Raw genomic sequence first — 21124 nt, 5'->3', positions numbered from 1 at the left:
TGCTTTTAAACAAAACGCCGCCCATAGCAAGGCGGCGTTTTCATTGATTACACAATTGATTTACTTATTGTTTTACAGAATTTCCCGCGCTTTTTCCTGTCATAATTAACTGTATCTGTGTCGATTCATTTGTTCTATTTTTAAATAAATGTTTCGAAGCACTTCCCGCTGTGCTTTACTGATCTATATTCTTCCCCATTCAATAAATAAGGGGTAGCATTGTGTTAGTTTCATTAACAGCCATCCTCTTTGCGTTCATAGGCATCGCGCTTGGTTATGGTGGCATAAAACTCGCCCTGCTGGGCGGCAGCCTTTATTACATTATTACAGCGGCCGGTTTTTTACTGACCGCCATACTGCTTTTCACCCGCCGTGCTGCGGCACTCTGGGTCTATGCCCTGATCATTCTCGGCACACTCGGCTGGGCATTTTATGAAGTCGGCTTTGACTGGTGGCCGCTCGGCTCACGCGGCGGCATTATTGTGCTGCTGGGTCTGTGGTTATTGCTGCCACCGATCCGTAAAGCGCTCAGCCCTGCCAGCAGAGAAGTGGCACCAACGATAGAACAGGCACGTGCAGGCAGCGCCAGTCCTCTGCCGCTGCTGGGGGCAATCGCGGCCGCACTGATTGTTGCCGGTATCTCAATCACCAAAGACCCGCATAATCTCGACGGCTCCCTTCCCACAGAAGCGGTCGCGGCAACACCGGATATGGGCAATACAGTACCGGATGGCGAATGGCATCAATATGGCCGCACGCAATATGGTCAGCGTTATTCACCACTCACACAAATCACACCGGAAAATGTGGCCAAACTTGAACTGGCTTGGCAATACCAAACCGGCGATGTACGCCAGCCGCAGGATGTGACGGAAACCACCTATCAGGTAACACCGCTCAAGATTGAAGACACGCTTTATCTCTGCACGCCGCATAATATTGCCATTGCGCTGGATGCGGATACCGGCAAGGAAAAGTGGCGCTATAACCCTGAGGTCAGCGCCAATACCCAGCGCCAGCACCAGACCTGCCGTGGCGTGACCTATTGGAAAGACCAGAGCGTTGCCGCAGATCAGGCCTGTTATGAGCGGGTTTATCTGCCGACATCGGATGCGCATCTGATTGCACTGGATGCCAAAACCGGCCGGATTTGCGAGAGTTTTGCCGAAAAAGGCGTGCTCGATCTGACCCGTGGCATGAAATATAATCCGTCCGGCTATTATTACTCCACCTCCCCGCCAACTGCGATGGACGGAAAAATCATCGTCGGCGGCGCGGTGAATGATAATTTCTCGACGCAGGAACAGTCGGGCGTTATCCGCGCCTTTGATATTCTCACCGGTCAGCTGTTGTGGAACTGGGATTCCGGTAATCCTGATGTCACCACACCGATTGCGGACGGTGAGCATTACACCACCAATTCCCCGAACAGCTGGTCGGTGTTCAGCGCTGATGAAAATCTCGGCCTGATCTATATACCGCTCGGTAATCAGGTGCCGGATCAGCTCGGTATGGGGCGCAGTGAGGCGGTAGAAAAATATTCTTCCTCCATCACAGCGCTGGATGTAAAAACCGGTCAGGTGCGCTGGGTACGCCAGACGGTGCATCATGATCTCTGGGATATGGACGTGCCTGCTCAGCCCGTGCTGCTCGACATTACCAATAAGAGCGGACAAGTTGTGCCCGCACTGGTAGGTCCAACCAAGCAGGGCGATATTTATGTGCTCGACCGGCGCACCGGTGAAGCGATTATTCCTGTGACCGAAGTTGCAGCCCCGACAGGTGCAATACCGGAAGACTTCTCCGCACCGACACAGCCGCTTTCCGGTCTCAGCTTCAATCCTCCGCCGCTGACGGAAGCCAATATGTGGGGGGCAACGATGTTCGATCAGCTTGCCTGCCGCATCCAGTTCCGCTCGCTGCGCTATGAGGGTCGTTACACCCCGCCTTCCCTGCAGGGTACAATTGTCTATCCCGGCAATTTCGGCGTCTTTAACTGGGGCAGTGTGGCGGTAGATCCGAAACGTCAGGTGATGTTCGGCATGCCGACTTATCTGGCCTTCACCTCACGCCTTGTGCCTGCGGATCAAATTCCACCGAAAGGTGAGGATGAAAAAGCCAGCGAGCAAGGGCTAAACCGTAATGACGGCGCACCTTACGGCGTATTTATGGGGCCGCTCCTGTCACCGCTTGGCATTCCGTGCCAGTCACCGCCATGGGGCTATGTGGCCGGTGTTGACCTGCGCACAGGCAAGATCGCCTATAAACATAAAAACGGCACGGTAGAAGATATGGCACCGGTGCCAATTCCGCTGAAACTTGGCGTGCCGGGTATCGGCGGACCGATGATTACCGCAGGCGGCGTTGCCTTCCTCGGCGCAGCGGTTGACGATTATCTGCGCGCCTATGATCTCACCACCGGTAAGCAACTCTGGCAGACACGTCTGCCTGCGGGTGGCCAGTCCACACCGATGAGCTATACCGGCAAAGACGGCAAACAATATGTGCTGATCGTAGCCGGTGGCCATGGTTCAGTCGGCACCAAAGCCGGTGATTATGTGATGTCTTACAAGCTGCCATAAGCCATACAGACACATAAAAAAGGGCGGAATTTCCGCCCTTTTTTTACGTCACGCCTTGGGAGCAATTAAATCGTACAAATGGTCGAGCGGGTCAGAAAACGCACTTCACGGCCATTATCGAGCGAGAACATACCGCCCCGCCCCGGCACCACATCAATAATCAGATCCGTATGTTTCCATGCTTCATATTGCGAGCGGCTGATATAAAACGGCGCACCGCCAATTTCACCCAATTGCACATCCTGATCACCGATCAGAAAATCACCCTGCGCATAGCACATCGGCGATGAACCATCACAGCAACCGCCAGACTGGTGAAACATCACAGGGCCGTATTCTGCCTGCAATTCGGCAATCAGTTTGAGGGCGTCAGGCGTCGCAGTCACTTTGTTCAGCGGTGCTGTATTCGTGTTCATTTCTGCTTCAGTCATGACACCCTCCTCTTTGTGGTCTATTTGCTCATATCCATCACGATACGGCCTTCGATTTCACCTTTACGCATCTTGTCGAAAATCGCGTTGATATTCTCCAGCCTGTCAGTGCTGATCGTCGCCTTCACTTTACCATCTGCAGCGAAATCAAGCGACTCCTGTAAATCCAGCCTTGTGCCGACAATGGAACCGCGCAGTGTCACGCCATTCAGCACCATATTGAAAATCGACACCGGAAACTCACCGGCAGGCAGACCGTTGAAAGCAATCGTGCCGCCACGCGACATCATCCCCAGCGCCTGCTGAAACGCTTTTGGCGAGACCGCTGTCACAAGTGCGCCCTGCGCACCGCCATCGGTCAGTTTCTTCACTTTTGCTGCCGGATCATTACTGGTTTTGGCATTGACGGTTGCAACTGCACCCAGCCGTCGCGCCAGATCAAGTTTGGCATCATCAATATCGACAGCCACAACATTGAGCCCCATGGCTTTGGCATATTGCACCGCCATATGGCCAAGCCCGCCGATACCGGAAATCACCATCCAGTCACCGGGTTTGGTATCCGTGACTTTCAGCCCTTTATAAACGGTCACACCAGCGCAAAGTACCGGTGCGATTTCGTTAAACTCGATATTCTTCGGCAAATGACCGACGAAATTCGGATCAGCCACCACATAATCGGCAAAGCCGCCATTCACAGAATAGCCGGTATTTTCCTGAGATTCACACAAGGTCTCCCAACCACCGAGACAATGGTTGCAATAGCCGCAAGCCGTATAAAGCCACGGAATACCAACGCGGTCACCTTCCTTGACATGTTTGACACCGGCACCAACGCCGGAGACATAGCCCACACCTTCATGTCCCGGAATAAATGGCGGATTTGGTTTCACCGGCCAATCGCCTTCAGCCGCATGAAGATCGGTGTGACAGACACCGGATGCCTGAATAGCAACCTGAATTTGCCCCGGCCCCGGCACAGGTATCGGCACTTCATCAATTGTCAGGGGTTTTCCGAATTCACGTACAACAGCGGCTTTCATAGTTTTTGCCATAACAATCTCCTTTGGCAGAAAGAGAGGCACTCCTTCTGCTCCATTCATGACACCAACATTACGGAAAGTCGGTGAGCCGGATTGACCGGATCACCGTGGCTGAAGCATTTCACAATCAGGCCGGATCAGCCTGACAGCCGTGGAATGCAACCACATTCAGAGCGTTTGCAACGCATCCTACTCACTGCGTTCGCTCTCATTTTTTGTTATGCATATCTCCCCCGAAACCGGTCATGACTTCGGGGGAGATCATTTCGTCAGATCAGAAGAAGCCCAGTTTCTTAGGGCTGTAGCTCACCAGCATATTTTTGGTCTGCTGGTAATGATCGAGCATTTTCAGATGATTTTCGCGCCCTATTCCGGACTGCTTGTAACCACCGAAAGCCGCGTGTGCCGGATAAGCATGGTAGCAATTTGTCCAGACACGCCCTGCCTGAATACCACGGCCAAAGCGGTAAGCACGGTTGCCGTTACGCGTCCACACACCGGAACCAAGGCCATAAAGCGTGTCATTGGCAATCGACAGCGCTTCCTCATCCGTTTTAAAGGTCGTGACAGAAACCACAGGACCGAAGATTTCTTCCTGAAAAATCCGCATCTTATTGTGGCCTTTGAAGACCGTCGGCTTCACATAGAAACCACCGGCCAGATCACCGCTCAGCTGGTTACGTTCGCCACCGGTCAGCACTTCCGCACCTTCCTGACGACCAATATCCATATAGCTGAGGATTTTTTCCAGCTGTTCCTGCGAGGCCTGCGCGCCGATCATGGTTGCCGGATTGAGCGGGTCGCCCTGCACAATTGCCTCAACGCGCTTCAGCGCTTTTTCCATGAATTTGTCATAGATTTTCTCATGGATCAGCGCACGACTCGGACAGGTACAGACCTCACCCTGATTGAGCGCAAACATCACAAAGCCTTCAATGGCTTTGTCGAGATAGTCATCATCTTCCGCGGTCACATCTTCAAAGAAGATATTCGGCGATTTACCACCCAGCTCCAGCGTGACCGGAATGAGATTCTGACTGGCATATTGCATAATCAGACGACCGGTAGTGGTTTCACCGGTAAAGGCGATTTTGGCAATGCGCGGGCTGGAAGCCAGCGGCTTACCGGCTTCGAGGCCAAAACCATTAACAATATTCAGCACACCGGCAGGCAGCAGATCGCCGATCAGTTCCGCCAGCACCAGAATAGAAGCCGGTGTCTGCTCAGCCGGTTTCAGCACCACGCAGTTACCTGCAGCCAGTGCCGGTGCCAGTTTCCACACCGCCATCAGGATCGGGAAGTTCCACGGAATAATCTGCCCGACCACGCCCAAAGGTTCATGGAAGTGATAGGCGACTGTATCGTGATCGATTTCAGAAATGCCGCCTTCCTGCGCACGGATAGCACCGGCAAAATAGCGGAAATGGTCAATCGCCAGCGGCATATCGGCATTGGTGGTTTCACGGATCGGCTTGCCGTTGTCCCAGGTTTCGGCCTCGGCCAGCAATGCCAGATTATCCTGCATCCGGTCAGCGATTTTATTGAGGATCAGCGCACGTTCTGCGGCACTGGTGCGCCCCCATGCTTCTTTCGCGGCGTGGGCGGCATCGAGCGCCAGCTCCACATCCGCTGCATCGGAACGGGCAATCTCGCAGAGAACCTGCCCGTTGACCGGTGAAATATTCTCAAAATAACGTCCGGATTTCGGTTCGACCCATTTGCCGCCGATGAAATTGCCATAGCGTTTGGCAAACTTAGGATGAACTGTCCGGCTTACTTCAACCTTGTTCATTGTCTCTCTCCCTGTTTTTCGCTCATTATCAGCACGCTATCTCTCCTCAGATAGACATGCCTGAACTCACAAATAATGTTGCGGGAAATCCGCGGCTTGTCATGAGGCCAGCGGAGCACTCATCACAAACTCTTGCCCGCAATGTCGCAAGAATGAGACAGTTTGAGAGATGGCTTTAAATTCGTGCATCCCGTCCAAAAAACATTTCACATTTTCCGGAATGCCGCGCGGCTCAGCCGTTTCGTCTGATATGCAAACGGTTGAGTTTACGATGCAGGGTTGCACGGCTCATGCCAAGAATTTTGGCTGCCGAGGAAATTTTACCCTCAGCCCGTGCAAGGGCGCGGATAATGACACCGCGTTCAGCTTCGGCCATATCCATATCCTGCTCAGCCAGCGTTCCGAAGAAATCGGCCGCAGGAACCGGATCTTTCAACCCGTCTTCGCCCAACCCCAGTGCCAGACGTGCGGAACGGCTGGCACCAATCACCATATCATCACGATCAATTGCCAGCAGTGCGCCGCTATTATGCTCAGTGACAGGCGCCAGAACAATACGGGCCTTCTGGAAATGATAGCGGAAATAATCTGTCTCAATCTTGCGTGCCGCGTCATTCACCGCAGCAAAAATCAGTCCTGCATAGGCCTCAGTCAGATCAGACCGGCAGGAGGATACATCAAGCACCGCAACAAGTTGCCCTGTATGATCGTGGATCGGGGCAACAGAGCAGGAAAGCCCAGCATTTCTTGCATGAAAATGCTGGTCACGGTGAATTGTCACTGCGCGTTGCTCGACAATACAGGTGCCAATGCCGTTGGTGCCCTCACAGGCTTCACTCCAGACGGCACCCGTCCACAGTCCCCATTTATGAAATATCTTATCGTCCGCAACAGCCCCGCGCCGCTCCACCGGCACACCAGTACCGTCAGCCAGCAATACACAACAACCGATACCGCCAACCGACAGGAACAGACGATCCAGCACCGGTTGTGCCAGATGGGTCAGCGGCTCGACATATTCCTGCACTTCGCGCAGTTTCTGAGCGGTGATAGTTTGGGGTTTGCCGGGATCCTGTGGTTTCAGCCCGTGCAGACGGGCAGACCGCTGCCATGAGGCAACGAGAGCCGAGCGCGCTGCACCGCTGCCACGAATGGCAGAGTGAACCCGCTCCGCATGAGCGCTGAAGACTGACTGACCTGCCGCGGCGGATATTTCGCCTGACTGAATGCTCATTGCTGGCTCTCCTCCAGAGCTTCACTCAGTGTCTGCACAGAGAATGGTAGTCCAGATTTATGCTGCTGTGAAGAGCATGAGGATGAGACCCAAAGGAGGAGAAACTATGGCTGTAAAAACAAACACCGCAGCTTGATAAATCAGGCTGCGGTGTAAACTTAAACCAAAGCAAGAAGACCAGTCTTACACCGCTTCCTCATGATAACCGGTTTCGGTTTTCATAAACTGATCCAGCGCCGCGATCTCGTTTGCTGTCATGACCAGCCCGCGTTTGCTACGCCGCCAGACAATATCTTCTGCGGTCAGTGCCCATTCCTGCACCATCATATAACGCACTTCAACTTCATAAAGATCGGCGCCAAAATGCTGACCGAGATCTTTATAATCCGCTGCATTGCCCAAAATCCACTGCGCACGCGTACCATACATACGGAACAGTCGTGCCGCATGAGACGGCGCCAGAAAAGGATAATGGGTGCCAAGCTTCGCGCTCATCCGGCCAAAATCCTGCACCGGAAAATCACCGCCCGGCAATGGCGCCTTATGTGTCCACGGCGCACCTTTTTTACCGAGAAAATGCTCAATCTTCTGCATCATATGCTCGGACAAACGGCGATAGGTTGTGATTTTACCGCCGAAAATATTAATCAGCGGTGCTTTATTCTCACCGGCATCGTCTTTCAGCACATAATCGCGTGTGGCTTCCTGCGCCTTATCGGCTCCGTCATCATAGAGCGGACGGACACCGGAATAAGCCCAGACAATATCTTCGCGCTTTACCGGCTCGCGGAAATATTCACTGGCGGCAGAGCACAGATAATCGCTCTCGGCATCAGTGATTTCTACTTTCGCCGGATCACCGTGATAGTCCTGATCCGTCGTGCCGATCAGTGTGAAATCATTTTCATAAGGAATAGCAAAAATGATGCGCCCGTCATTATTCTGGAAGAAATAAGAACGATCGCCGTCGAATTTCTTACGCACCACAATATGGCTGCCCTGCACAAGACGCACATTATGCACCTCGGCCAGACCTTCCACACCGGCAAGCACACGGTCAACCCACGGGCCGGCAGCATTCACCAAGAGCTTTGATGTCACTTCACTGGTTTTGCCCGAGCGCAAATCCAGCAATGTCAGATGCCAGATATCAGCTGTGCGCCGTGCGGCAATGACTTTGGTGCGGGTGCGGATTGTTGCGCCATGTTCTTTGGCATCCATCGCATTGAGTGCCACAAAACGCGCATCATCAACCCATGCATCGGAATATTCAAAAGCCTTGGTGAACAGGTCTTTCAGCGGTGCCGCAGCCTTATCGGTTTTCATATTCAGGGTGCGGGTTGCAGGCAGCAATTTGCGCCCGCCAATATGGTCGTACAGGAACAATCCCAGACGCAACAGCCATGCCGGACGCACACCGCCGCGATGATAAGGCAGAATGAAACGCATTGGCTTAACCACATGCGGGGCATTAGCCCAGATCACTTCACGCTCCATCAGGGCTTCACGTACCAGCCGGAATTCATAATGTTCCAGATAGCGCAATCCGCCATGAATAAGTTTGGTTGCACGGGAGGATGTACCGCTTGCCAGATCTTTCATTTCGGCCAGACCGGTGCGGAAACCACGCCCTGCAGCATCGCGAGCTATGCCGCAGCCATTAATGCCGCCGCCAATAATGAAAATATCGTAGTCCGTATTTGCAACCACGTCGCAAGCTCCGCCGAAAATCATGTCAATTCAATACGTAACTGCTTGAAGCACGGTAAATTGACACGGCTGTGACACATGAAAAACGGCGCACCGGAATCGTCTTCAATCCGGCACCATCCGCAATATGAAAGCAATATAGTAAAAAACGAAACTAAATCGAGCGAAAAAACGAAACTTCACAAAAATAAGAACGTGCAAAAAACTTATGCCGTTGCGAGATAAAACCTGTCAGGTCTTAAAGTTTCAAAGCCTCAATCAGCTGCACATCATGATCGGCGCAAATCTGACGCAATGACGGTTCAATGCACTGATCAGTGATGAAAGTATCAATCTGCGATAAATGCCCCATCCGCACAGGCGCGCTGCGCTCCATCTTGGTGGAGTCCGCCACCAGAATAATATGACGGGCATTGGCGATGATCGCCTGCGCAACCTTCACCTCGCGATAGTCAAAGTCGAGCAATGCACCATCGGCATCAATCGCTGAAACGCCGATAATTGCATAATCCACTTTGAACTGACGGATGAAATCAACTGCCGCCTCACCGACAATGCCACCATCACTGGCGCGCACAACACCACCGGCAATAATGACTTCCAGCCCTGAATAGACGCGTAAGCGACTGGCGACATTGATATTATTGGTAATCACCATCAGCTGATTATGCGACAGTAAATGCTGGCTCACTGCCTCAGTAGTCGTGCCGATATTGATGAAAAGCGATGCGCCTTCCGGTATCAATGCAGCTGCGGCCTGACCGATAGCCTGTTTTTCCGAGGCTGCGATTTGCCTACGCGCTTCATATTCCAGATTCTCCACGCCGGAGGGAAACAAAGCGCCGCCATGGGTACGAGTCAGCAATTGCGCACGGCACAAATCATTGAGATCTTTACGGATTGTCTGCGGACTGACCTGAAATTGCTCAGCCAGATCATCAACCAGCACCTGACCTTTCAGCTTGGCCTGTTCCAGAATGGCACGATGACGCGGAGAGTGCTGCATAAAAATCTGCCTGATTTTACCCATTAAACGGACAAAACGTGCCTGATGCGGATTTATCCTCCGCGCCCGCTCTGATTGTTTTTGAACGCGGCTTCAGGAAAGCGACTTTCGCTTCTCCTGAAACAGCTTTGCATGTCAGGATAACTAATCAGTGGCTGAACACAAGCAGATCAACCTCATATTCAAATAAGTTTGTTTTGTATCAGCATAATTCCACAGACAATTCCTTTCAGACTGACAAAGCTGCTCTCTCGGCTATGCCTGACTTGCCCGCGACAGGCCTATCCGCAGCTTTTGCCGCGACTTGCAAATATAAGGTCAGTGCACTGACCAGATGGTAGAGGATTGAAGCCGGCACATGACCGGAGCAATGACTTCCGTTCTTATCAACGCGGTCAATCCACAAACCACGTTTTGCAGGATGCAAGTGCCAGCGAAACAAAGTGGCGATGCGCGCTTCGATTTCCGGCTTCATATTCTGACCATTATAACCATCAAGCATGATCGTGGCTTTGATCGCCTCGCATTGCTGCCAGCTGCGGCTACCGCTATCCACCGGCCTGCCCTCACGCGACACCACATTATAGGCCAGACCTGTCGTCCGGTTGATCCCGCTGGAAATCGCATTGCTATACAAACGATGCGCCATCCGCTGTGTGTTTTGACAACCGGTGCGTTTGGCATAATCACTGAGTAACGCTGCCCATTCAAAAGCATGACCAGGCTCTGTGTGAGTGCCACGCTCATCCCGCACCCGCTGCCAGTTCGTAGTGAAATATTCTCCCAAACACCAATAATCACGATCAAAAAAATAATATTCACATAGAGCTACAATCTCGGCTGCACGACGGAGAAACAAAAGATCTCCGCTCACTTCGTGCCATGCCAGACAGGCTTCGAGATAATGCATATGTGCATTGCTGCTGAGAATAGCCTGCGGATTATTGCGGTCAGCAGATGTTTCGTAAAACCCGCCCTTGGGATGCGCAAGTCGGGCATCCAGAAATGCAAAAGTCTCCTGCGCTAATTGCAGAGCCTGATTATGTCCCGCCTGATGAGCATAGCTCAGTGCCAGCAGCATACAGGTCTGATCGTAGAGATTTTCCTGACTTTCCGCCACACTGCCATCAGCATGAAATGACTGCACCCAGCCGCCATTGCGACTGCGCCCTTTCGCCTGCATGAAGAGCAGTCCATGCGCGATCAGACTTGCAGCCTCTCCGCTCCATCCCGCCTGATGACTTTTCGCAAAAGCATAAATCTGCCGCGCTATTGTCCGTGAACGACGAAGGCCTGCAACCGGCAGTCCCTGCATAGAAAGGCTCTCATAAAAACCACCATGGCGATGATCGGTACCGCGCACAGCCCAGAAAGGCAGCGCCTGTTCAAATAACCAGTCCTGCACCTTTTGCCGGTGCGTGCCGGATGGAGGAACCGGCGTTTCATAATATAATTCTGCACGGTTCTGCTGTGTCAGCTGTCTGACAATGGCCTGCACATGCTGGCTCTGTGCCAGCGGAGCCACAAAGGTTGCATCCTTGGTAGCAATAACAGCCATATCATTCAGGCCGGACACTGCGAGTAATCCGCTGTCGCTGCGAATATAACTATTGCTGCAATCATGGGCGATCACGTCACCGCTCAACACATTGCCGCGGCCATCCTGCAGTTGATGCTGGAGCAAAGATTGCCATGAGCCGAGATCACTCCAGCGGAATGAAGCCGGTATCAGCACAAGCTTGCTCGCTTTTTCCATAATCGCATGGTCGAAGGAAATCGCAGGCACAGACTGATACAGATGTTCCGGTAATCTTATCGCATTATCGTCGCGCTCTGCCTTATCGAGTGCAGCCTGCACAGCCAGCCAGATATCCGGCGCATATTGCAGAAAGGTGTCCCGCATAGTGCTGGCACGAAACAGGAATATGCCGGAATTCCAGAAGTAATTTCCCTGCCGGATGAAGGACAATGCACTGTCACAATCCGGCTTCTCAGTGAATCCACTGATAACATAGCCAGTCCCATGCGGCTCACCGGCCTGAATATAACCATAGCCGGTTTCCGGTCGTTCCGGCAAAAGCCCGAATGTAACAATCGCTCCTTGCGTCGCGGCGGGAATACCCTGTGTTACGCTCTGCCAAAATTGCTCTGTAGTCGATATTTCATGGTCTGCCGGACAAAGCAGGATTAAAGCATCATCACAGCCCGATAATGCAGACAGTGAGGCGAGTGCCGCAACCGCAGCGGTATTACGCGCTACAGGCTCTAAGATTGTCCCGATTTCCCCCATATCAGACATAGCAGAAATTGTTTGTGCAATCTGCTCGGAATGAGCCTGCGCACCGATCACAGAAATTCGGTTCTCAGGAACAAATTGCAGGCGCTTTAAAGTCGCCAACAACAGGCTCTCGTCACCGGACAGGCGATGAAATTGTTTAGGCCTGTCACTTCTGGAGAGCGGCCATAAACGTGAGCCACTGCCGCCACTCATCACAAAACTCAACAACGGCAAATTCGTGCTATTAATTCCGTTGAACTTCCCGTTTTCCCGATCAAATGCCATAGCCAACGCCCCCGCCCAAGCTATTCAAAAAACTTAAAAACCAATCTCAAAATCGGGTAATTCCCCTGCCCCGAATTGTCTCAAAACATCTTTGATTGCGCGCAGCATGTCATTGCGCCTCTCAAGCGAGACCAGGCTCTCGACAACCACCACCAGATCCGGCTTGTTTGACGATGCACGGATCAATCCCCATGTACCGTCAGCCACTGTGACACGCGCACCATTAATGGTCAGAAGCTCCGTAATCTTCTGCCCTGCAAATGAACCACCCACATCAAACAAATTGGCAAAATAATCCTGTATCCGGCTGACGACCTCGTATTTTTCACTATCACAGCAAGGAATATTGAGCGTCGGCGTTGCATAGCTGACCGGCAATTGCCGGTGGAGCGCGGCCAAACTCTGCTCCGGATGGGCCGCCAGCATTTCGCAAACCGCGATGGCGGTTGCCAGACCATCATCATAACCCAGTCCCAAAGGTTGGTTCAAAAACACATGACCGGATTTTTCAAACGCCGCCAATGCACGGCGCTCCCCCATGCGGCGCTTGATATAGGAATGGCCGGTTTTCCAATATTCAACCGTCGCCTGATTAGTCTGCAATACCGGATCACTGCGAAACAATCCGCTCGATTTCACATCGACAATAAAATGCGCGGCTTTGTGCCTTTCTGAGAATTGCCGCGCCAATAGCAAGCCAATACGGTCAGCATAAATAATATTGCCCTCATGATCCGCCACACCGCAACGGTCGCCATCACCATCAAAGCCAAAAGCCAGATCAGCTCCATAGTTTCTCACGGCCTCCGCCATTGCTTTTTGCATGGGAGCGGCTTCCGGATCAGGATTATAATGCGGAAAATTCCAGTCCGGCGCGCAGTCAACTTCCACAACATCACAACCAATCCGGCGCAGAGCTTGCGGAGCGAACAGTCCCGCAGTGCCATTTCCGCAGGCAACAACAACTTTCAGATGGCGTTTTAAAAAGCGGCCTTTTGTTAAAGCTGCGGAATAAAGCTTTTCGATATTATTGACGGGATTATAGCTTCCGCCTTTAGCCGGCTCAGCCTGATGCTCCAGACTAATTGATTTCAGCTCAGCCATATCTGCCGGTCCGAATGTGTAAGGGCGTTCACAGCCCATTTTCACCCCTGTCCATCCATTTTCATTATGTGAGGCGGTCACCATCGCAACAGACGGCACATTCAGCGCAAATTGCGCGTAATAAGCCATAGGTGACAGCGCAAGCCCGATATCAAAGACCTGCATACCGCCGGATATCAGGCCTTTAATAAGCGCTGTCTTAATCTCAAACGAATAACTACGCAGATCATGGCCGACCACAATTGCCGATTCAATACCGCGCTGCCGCACCATATGCGCCAAACCTGCTCCGACGGCTGTTATGCCAACAAGATTAATTTCAGCGGGTTGTTCAGTACCCGCAAAGCCATACCACCAACGCGCATCATATTCCCGAAATCCTTCCGGACGGATCAAGATTGCCTCATCCGCCGGAGACTCACTTGTAAAATATTGAATGGACTGCCCTGTATTGGTCGCGGTGGATTGCATTATTTGCTCCTGAAAAGAATCAAAGAACATGCATGACCTGAACGGATGTCATTCCGGACGGCTAAAACTCACTCAAAACTGTTTTGTATTCCCTCTTTGACCATAGGATCGGAAAATCATTTTTGCCAAGCGATATTTTGCAAAAACCGGACAAATCCAATAAATTTTAATCTGAAAATTTAGCCATTAAATAATTGATTATATTGATTTATTTATAAATTCATAATCAAGACCAATGCACATATTGCTTTGGAAAACCGGCCTTTTCCGTACAAAAATCAATTCTGACAACAGTGAAAATCAGACGCAAAAAGCTCATAAATTTCAATAATAAACAGTTGTTTTGATTTTTTTGCATAATTCGCTTGCAGGGAGCAAAATGCGGCGCTATAAGCCGCCTCACGGTCAACGGAGCGTAGCGCAGCCTGGTAGCGCACCTGATTTGGGATCAGGGGGTCGGAGGTTCGAATCCTCTCGCTCCGACCATCAAACATCAAGTGGTGTTTATAAATTTCCTTATAGAATTCAGTCTTTTGAACGTGGATGATTTAATCATCGCACGTTATTTTTATATTTGAGCGCCGGTACCGGCGACCGCGTTTTTAACCCAAGGTTAACTACGCCAGCAAACATAGTCATTCAAAACCTGTTTGCACCACATTTTGCCGAAGTTTTTCACGTTATGATTTTCAGCATTATCACTTTGCTGTTTTGCGGATCATCTTTTTCGCAAGACGGAATGTTTCATTTCGCCCCAGAGATTGCCTGCCTGAAAGATCGCCTAAATGAAAAAATTCCTTCTTATTTTTGCTGTTTTTCTGGCTGGTTGCGCCTCTGCACCCAAATCAGTCAATAATGCCTGTGCAATTTTCGATCAGCGCGACGGCTGGGTGAATAACTGGCATAAGGATGCCAAAAAAGCCGAGCGTGATTTTGGCGTGCCGATCCCGATCATGATGGCGACGATTTACACAGAATCAAGCTTCCAGCCCTATGCGCGCCCGCCACGTACCAAGCTGCTCGGTTTCATTCCGTGGAAGCGTCAGTCTTCCGCCTATGGCTATTCTCAGGCGCTGGACGGCACATGGGCACGTTATACACGTGAAACAGGGCGCTATGGTGCGAGCCGCACCAATTTTGGCGATGCGATCCATTTTGTCGGCTGGTATCACAAGCAGAGCAATATCAGTAACGGCATCTCTCTGAACGATCCGTATAATCTGTATCTGGCTTATTATTCCGGTCATGGCGGCTATGCAAAAGGCAGCTGGCGCGGCAATGCCATGGTGCAGCGCGCCGCCAAAAAAGCCACCAATATTTCGCAGCGTTATGCAGCACAGCTTCGCAATTGCGGGCGTATGTAACTAGAGCGGTTTACGTCCAGATTGGATCGTAGCGCTCGCTCTGGATTCTTTAGCTGGTCGCAATATCACAGAGTCAAGTTGATCCAACCTGACTCTGTGAAACGCTCTGACATTTGAGCCGGTTCAGACCGGCCCGGCACTGCCATAAGCAATAAAGAACGGATTGGCATAGTCGCAGTCAGACAGCTGGTTACGCTTGCCATAGGTCAGCGGTTGATCATCCAGCGTCAGGGTCTTACCGCCTGCAGCCCGCAGCACTGCATCGCCTGCTGCTGTATCCCACTCCATTGTCCGGCTGAAACGCGGATAGACATCGGCCTGACCGGCGGCCAGCAGACAGAATTTTAAAGACGAACCGACGCTCACACAGGAGGCAATGGCCTGTTCCTGCAAATAAGCATCTGTTTCCGGTGTATTATGGGAGCGGCTTGCGACAGCGGTTTTCTGCTCGCCGCATTCACGCACCTGCAAACGTATTGCCTCAGACAGAGCCTCCGGCTGCACATCATATTGCCATGCACCGGACGGCGACCCGCAATAGAGCCTGCGGCTGACCGGTGCATAGACCACGCCGCTCACAGGAACCCCGTTTTCAATCAGCGCAATATTGACGGTGAAATCACCATTGCGCAGCACAAATTCTTTTGTGCCATCCAGCGGATCAACAAGGAAAAAACGATTACGAATCTCAACAGGGCCATCACCGGCGGCCATTTCTTCTTCAGCAACCACAGGAACATCGGGCAGATAAGCGCGCAAAGCTTTGAGAATAACCTCTTCGGCAACGTGATCGGCTTCGCTCACAGGAGATGCATCCGGTTTCAGACTGATCTCACAACCAGTCTCATAAAACCGCATAATCTCGTGACCGGCCTCAAGCGCCGCCTGCTGCATCACTGCCATGAGATCATCGTTGGCCAGTGACGTCTTTTCAATGCTCATGCTAAATTCCTCACGCCCGTTCAGAGCGTCATATAACATTTTACCCATCGAAGAAACATGGATCTCTGAGCGTTAAATCGACCAGCCCTCATCGACCAGACTATGCATGAGACCACGCTGATTGAGATATTTCTCGACCTCATCAGCCAGATCGTCCACACTGCCTGTCTGCCCGCGCAGATGCAATTCCGGCGCTTCCGGTCGTTCATAAGGGGCATCAATGCCGGTAAAGTCACGAATTTCACCGGCACGGGCTTTGGCATAAAGCCCTTTCACATCTCTGGCCTCACAGAGTTCCAGCGGCGTATCGACAAAGATCTCGACAAAATCATGCTCTCCGGCCAGATGACGCCCCAAAGTGCGATCCTGCGCCAGAGGTGCAATCACCGACACCAGCACAATCAGTCCTGCATCCAGCATCAGACGCGATGTTTCAGCAATACGGCGGATATTCTCACTGCGCTCCTCCGCTGAAAAACCGAGATCACTGTTGAGGCCGTGACGCAGATTATCACCGTCGAGAATGAATGTATGTTTGCCTGCCAGATACAGACGCTGTTCCAACACTGTTGCCAGCGCCGACTTGCCAGAGCCCGACAGCCCCGTGAACCATAGCAGTGCCGGTTTTTGATATTTCTGTTCCGCCCGCTCTGCCGGTGTAACTTTGGCCGCCTGCACGTGAATATGCGAGGCTCTGCGAAGGGAATGATCGATCAAGCCAGCGGCAACGGTTGCATTGGTCTGCCGCTCGATCAGAATGAAAGAACCGGTCGCACGATTTTGCCCGTAAGGATCAAAGGCCAGCGGTGCGGAAAGTTGCAAAGCAACCTGTCCGATTTCATTCATCTGCAACTGATCGGCAGGCTCCTGCGCGAATTGTCTTTCCGTGTTTTCAATATCAATCCGGTAATTGAGTGTATTGACGGTCACACTGACCTGATCGGTCTGACTACGCAGCCAATATTGCCGCCCTGCCCGCAATGGCTCCGGTGCAAACCAGACCAGCTTCGCCGCCAGACGATCACTCACCTGCGGTCGTGATTGCGGATGCGTCAGCATATCGCCACGGGAAATATCGCGTTCGTCTTCCAGCACCAGCGTCACTGCCTGTCCGGCATGAGCAGTTTCAAGCTCGCCATCTGCCGTCACAATATAGCGGATGGCTGAACTCACACCGGAGCGGGCAACGGTAATTTCATCACCGACACTGACCTGCCCCGAGGCGATTGTACCTGCAAACCCGCGAAAATCCGCATGCGGACGACTGACATATTGCACCGGAAAGCGAAAGTCCTGTTCGGCTTCCGCTTTACTGTCCGTTGCCACAGTCTCCAGCCATTCCAGCAGTGAAGGCCCCTGATACCAAGGCATCTTCTCTGAAGATGCGCGAATATTATCGCCAAAGCGTGCCGATACCGGAATGGCCTGAACAGTGCTGAAGCCCAAGCCTTGCGCAAAGGCCTGATAATCCAGCACAATCTGATTAAAAATCGCCTCATCATAACCGGTCAGATCAATCTTGTTCACCGCCAGTACAATATGGCGGATGCCTAGCAGTGAAGCGATAAAACTATGACGGCGTGTCTGTTCCAGCAGTCCTTTGCGGGCATCGACCAGCACAATTGCGAGGTCGGCGGTGGAAGCGCCGGTCACCATATTTCGCGTATATTGCAGATGCCCCGGTGTATCGGCGACGATAAAACGCCGCTTCGGCGTGGCGAAAAACCGGTAGGCCACATCAATGGTGATACCCTGCTCACGTTCTGCCTCAAGCCCGTCCACCAGCAATGCAAAATCAATATCATCGCCTGCGGTGCCATGATTACGGCTATCATGATGCAGTTGCGATATCTGATCTTCAAACAGGGTTTTGGCATCATAAAGCAGCCGCCCGATCAGGGTGGATTTACCGTCATCAACAGAGCCGCAGGTCAGAAACCGCAAATGCGATTTGTGCTCCTGCGCCTCCAGATAATCCGTAATCACTGCATCGGAATGATCTGCACGGGTGATACTATCCGTCATCAGAAATATCCTTCCCGCTTCTTCTTCTCCATGGAACCGGCCTCATCGCGGTCGATCAGCCGCCCCTGCCGCTCCGATGTGCGCGTCAGCAGCATTTCTTCCAATATTTGCGGCAAGGTTTGCGCCTGCGATTCAATTGCGGCAGTCAGCGGATAACAGCCCAGCGTCCTGAACCGCACCATACGGGTTTCAATCTTTTCACCCGCACGCAATTGCAGTCGCTCATCATCGGCCAGAATGAGCATATTATCGCGCTCGACAACCGGACGGGGTGCCGCAAAATACAGCGGCACGATCGGGATATTCTCCTGATAAATATAATGCCAGATATCGGCTTCCGTCCAATTAGACAGCGGAAACACGCGGATCGACTCCCCTGTCTGGATGCGTGTATTGTAAATATTCCACATTTCAGGGCGCTGATTTTTCGGATCCCAGCTATGGGTCGCATTGCGGAATGAAAATACCCGTTCCTTGGCTCGGGACTTTTCCTCATCGCGCCGCGCACCGCCAAAGGCAGCATCAAATCCATATTTATCCAGCGCCTGACGCAGGGCTTGTGTCTTCATCACATCCGTATGGACATTGGAGCCGTGAACAAACGGATTGATACCGGCTTCCACACCCTGCGCATTAATATGCACCAGAAGATCAAGCCTGTGCGCCTTGGCCTGCGCATCACGAAAGGCAATCATTTCTTTGAATTTCCATGTCGTATCAACATGGAGAAACGGAAATGGCGGCGGTGCCGGATAAAAAGCCTTGCGTGCCAGATGCAACATTACAGATGAATCTTTGCCGACCGAATAGAGCATCACCGGCTTTGTAAAATTTGCCGCGACTTCGCGGAAAATATGGATAGCCTCGGCCTCCAGTCTTTGCAGATGGGTCAGCGGCGCGACAGACCGGCCGGACTGTCGACCAACCTGACGATCCGAAGTAAGCGGTACAAGATCCGCCACATGCAGTGCAAGGCTCATACTCAATTCCGTATTTTGTCCGGCCTTCATTTCACTCAGAGAAACGCTGTTCCGGCGATGAAACATGCGCATCATCATGCCGAAAGACCGCACAAGTGAGAAAGGATGATATCTTTAAGTTTGCCGGCGAATGTCATTTTCATTGCGCGGGAGAAGCCAGACATGGAATGCCTTTCTCCGATGACCGCAAACGTGATTTTCCGCAGCTTTCGCCGAGCTTTTATCTTGCGCACCATCTGCCGCTCGGCATAACCTGCCCGCCGGAGAGCAGACGGGGATGATTTATGGAAAAGACAGCTTGTGTGATTGCCGGAGCCGGTGTGGTTGGTCTGGCCATTGCCCGCGAAATGGCAATGCGCGGTTTTGAAACACTGGTGCTTGAAGCCGAACATATGATCGGCACGCAAACCTCGTCACGTAATTCCGAAGTCATCCATGCAGGTATTTATTACGAGCCGGATAGTCTGAAAGCTTGCTTTTGCGTTGAAGGTAAAGAACGGCTCTATGATTACGCGCGAGCACAGGGTATTCCGCATCAACGCTGCGGCAAGCTGATTGTTGCCACGTCTGAAGCCCAGCATAGCGCATTGGACAAAATCGTAGCACGTGCAGAAGCCTGCGGCGTGCATGATCTGCAAAGACTAAGCGCGGCGCAAGCACAGGCACTGGAACCCTCCATCCGCTGTACTGCCGCTTTATTCTCCCCCTCCACCGGCATTATCGACAGTCATGCTCTGATGCTGAGCCTGCAGGGCGATGCGGAAAATCATGGAGCAGCTATTGCCTTCAACACCGAAATCCTGCGTGTTGAGCAGATTGACGGCGGCTTCTCTATTACCACCCGCGACCGTGAAAGCGGTGAAGAATTTACGCTGGAAGCCGAGCGCTTCATCAATGCTGCCGGTCTTGGTGCACAGGCGATAGCCGCAACCATAGACGGGCTGGCGCCGGAGCATATTCCGGCATTGCATCTTGCCAAAGGCAATTATTTCTCAGCATCCGGCAAAAACCCCTTCTCGCATTTGATTTATCCGGTGCCGGTAGACGGGGGCTTAGGAGTACATCTGACGCTTGATCTCAACGGGCAAATGCGCTTCGGCCCCGATGTGGAATGGCTGGAGCAGGTCGCCCCGCAAACGGGTCTTGATTATTCCGTTGATCCGCAGCGCGGTGACAGTTTCTATGCTGCAATCCGTCAATATTGGCCGGAATTGCCGGACGGTGTTTTACAGGCAACCTATAGCGGTATCCGCCCGAAACTGAGCGGCAGCGGTGAAACCGCAGCGGATTTCCGCATTTGCGGCAGTGACGATCACGGTATAACAGGGCTTATCAACCTGTTCGGCATTGAAAGTCCGGGGCTGACCTCCAGCCTTGCCATTGCCGCTCATATCAGCACACTTATAAAATAAAAAGGCACAAATACCGCTACGATATTTGTGCCTGACTACGCAACTCAGCGGAATTTACCGGACAAAACTACCGGTAGTTTCACGCCGTAAGCGTTATTTCTTTACCTGCTTAGGTGCTGTTTTCTTCGCAGAAGACTGGGTTGTTTTAGAAGCAGTGGCTTTCTTGCCTTTGACAATTTTTGCGGCCATCGTTTTTTGAGCAACAGACTTCTGCGTCTGCGCTGCCATCGGCGCATTGGCAGCAGGTGCGGCCTGAGCTGCAACCGGAGCGATCATACCAAGGGCAGCAATTGCGAGAATAAAACGCTTCATAAAAATCACCTTTATAAGCATTAAATTTGATTGCAATTCATGCTCTGCAAAAAGAAAACAATGAAATGCACGGAAAAATTATATCCGGATATATGAACGGCAAATGAACAAAATAAACTTATAAATTCATTTAACGCCTTGAATAAATTACTT

At 51.9% G+C, this 21124-nt stretch carries 15 protein-coding genes and 1 tRNA gene; 4 read left to right on the top strand and 12 right to left on the bottom strand.

The window, feature by feature from the left end; genetic code table 11:
- The first annotated feature begins 221 nt into the window (after positions 1-221).
- Complete coding sequence (locus K1X45_RS11810; RefSeq protein ID WP_220158920.1) at positions 222-2582, top strand: glucose/quinate/shikimate family membrane-bound PQQ-dependent dehydrogenase; 2361 nt, start codon at positions 222-224, stop codon at positions 2580-2582.
- Positions 2583-2647: 65 nt separating this feature from the next.
- Here K1X45_RS11810 and K1X45_RS11805 read toward each other — a convergent pair whose 3' ends face one another.
- From K1X45_RS11805 to K1X45_RS11770, 8 genes are all read right to left on the bottom strand, one after another.
- Positions 2648-3013, bottom strand: coding sequence for a DUF779 domain-containing protein (locus K1X45_RS11805; RefSeq protein WP_022710747.1), 366 nt, complete (start codon positions 3011-3013; stop codon positions 2648-2650).
- Positions 3014-3033: 20 nt separating this feature from the next.
- The gene (locus K1X45_RS11800; protein WP_220158919.1) at positions 3034-4068 is read right to left on the bottom strand and encodes a zinc-dependent alcohol dehydrogenase; all 1035 of its coding nucleotides are present in this window, start codon (positions 4066-4068) and stop codon (positions 3034-3036) included.
- A 262-nt stretch (positions 4069-4330) separates the two neighbouring features.
- Positions 4331-5848: an aldehyde dehydrogenase gene (gene adh, locus K1X45_RS11795; protein WP_220158918.1), complete on the bottom strand. Its 1518-nt coding sequence runs from the start codon at positions 5846-5848 to the stop codon at positions 4331-4333.
- Between the two features lie 232 nt (positions 5849-6080).
- Positions 6081-7082 (bottom strand): GAF domain-containing protein, encoded by a 1002-nt coding sequence (locus K1X45_RS11790; RefSeq protein ID WP_220158917.1) that lies wholly within the window; start codon positions 7080-7082, stop codon positions 6081-6083.
- A gap of 183 nt (positions 7083-7265) precedes the next feature.
- A complete protein-coding gene (gene glpD, locus K1X45_RS11785; protein ID WP_255560401.1) occupies positions 7266-8792 on the bottom strand; it encodes a glycerol-3-phosphate dehydrogenase in 1527 nt (508 codons plus the stop codon).
- 238 nt (positions 8793-9030) lie between these two features.
- Complete coding sequence (locus K1X45_RS11780; protein WP_213596237.1) at positions 9031-9798, bottom strand: DeoR/GlpR family DNA-binding transcription regulator; 768 nt, start codon at positions 9796-9798, stop codon at positions 9031-9033.
- A 229-nt stretch (positions 9799-10027) separates the two neighbouring features.
- The gene (locus K1X45_RS11775; RefSeq protein WP_220158915.1) at positions 10028-12289 is read right to left on the bottom strand and encodes an AGE family epimerase/isomerase; all 2262 of its coding nucleotides are present in this window, start codon (positions 12287-12289) and stop codon (positions 10028-10030) included.
- A gap of 105 nt (positions 12290-12394) precedes the next feature.
- Positions 12395-13936, bottom strand: coding sequence for a phosphomannomutase/phosphoglucomutase (locus K1X45_RS11770; RefSeq protein WP_220158914.1), 1542 nt, complete (start codon positions 13934-13936; stop codon positions 12395-12397).
- 409 nt (positions 13937-14345) lie between these two features.
- On the opposite strand from K1X45_RS11770, the gene K1X45_RS11765 reads away from it, so the two are divergent.
- Positions 14346-14422 (top strand) — tRNA-Pro (locus K1X45_RS11765).
- 299 nt (positions 14423-14721) lie between these two features.
- Positions 14722-15300, top strand: a complete 579-nt coding sequence (locus K1X45_RS11760; RefSeq protein WP_220158913.1) for a hypothetical protein — start codon at positions 14722-14724, stop codon at positions 15298-15300.
- A 123-nt stretch (positions 15301-15423) separates the two neighbouring features.
- Here K1X45_RS11760 and cysQ read toward each other — a convergent pair whose 3' ends face one another.
- The 3 genes from cysQ to cysD all read right to left on the bottom strand — a co-directional run bounded on the left by cysQ (position 15424) and on the right by cysD (position 19247).
- Complete coding sequence (gene cysQ, locus K1X45_RS11755; protein ID WP_220158912.1) at positions 15424-16242, bottom strand: 3'(2'),5'-bisphosphate nucleotidase CysQ; 819 nt, start codon at positions 16240-16242, stop codon at positions 15424-15426.
- Between the two features lie 72 nt (positions 16243-16314).
- Positions 16315-18267, bottom strand: a complete 1953-nt coding sequence (gene cysN / locus K1X45_RS11750) for a sulfate adenylyltransferase subunit CysN (RefSeq protein ID WP_220158911.1) — start codon at positions 18265-18267, stop codon at positions 16315-16317.
- The gene (gene cysD / locus K1X45_RS11745; protein ID WP_220158910.1) at positions 18267-19247 is read right to left on the bottom strand and encodes a sulfate adenylyltransferase subunit CysD; all 981 of its coding nucleotides are present in this window, start codon (positions 19245-19247) and stop codon (positions 18267-18269) included. The genes cysN and cysD overlap by 1 nt, the downstream gene beginning before the upstream one ends.
- A gap of 284 nt (positions 19248-19531) precedes the next feature.
- Between cysD and K1X45_RS11740 the strand changes: the two genes are divergently transcribed.
- The gene (locus K1X45_RS11740; RefSeq protein WP_220158909.1) at positions 19532-20659 is read left to right on the top strand and encodes an NAD(P)/FAD-dependent oxidoreductase; all 1128 of its coding nucleotides are present in this window, start codon (positions 19532-19534) and stop codon (positions 20657-20659) included.
- A 93-nt stretch (positions 20660-20752) separates the two neighbouring features.
- Here K1X45_RS11740 and K1X45_RS11735 read toward each other — a convergent pair whose 3' ends face one another.
- Complete coding sequence (locus K1X45_RS11735; RefSeq protein WP_220158908.1) at positions 20753-20971, bottom strand: hypothetical protein; 219 nt, start codon at positions 20969-20971, stop codon at positions 20753-20755.
- Positions 20972-21124: the final 153 nt, after the last annotated feature.

The organism is Pseudochrobactrum sp. Wa41.01b-1, from assembly GCF_019464455.1.
Classification (GTDB): Bacteria; Pseudomonadota; Alphaproteobacteria; order Rhizobiales; family Rhizobiaceae; genus Pseudochrobactrum; species Pseudochrobactrum saccharolyticum.
This window is presented reverse-complemented; position numbering and strand designations above follow the sequence as displayed.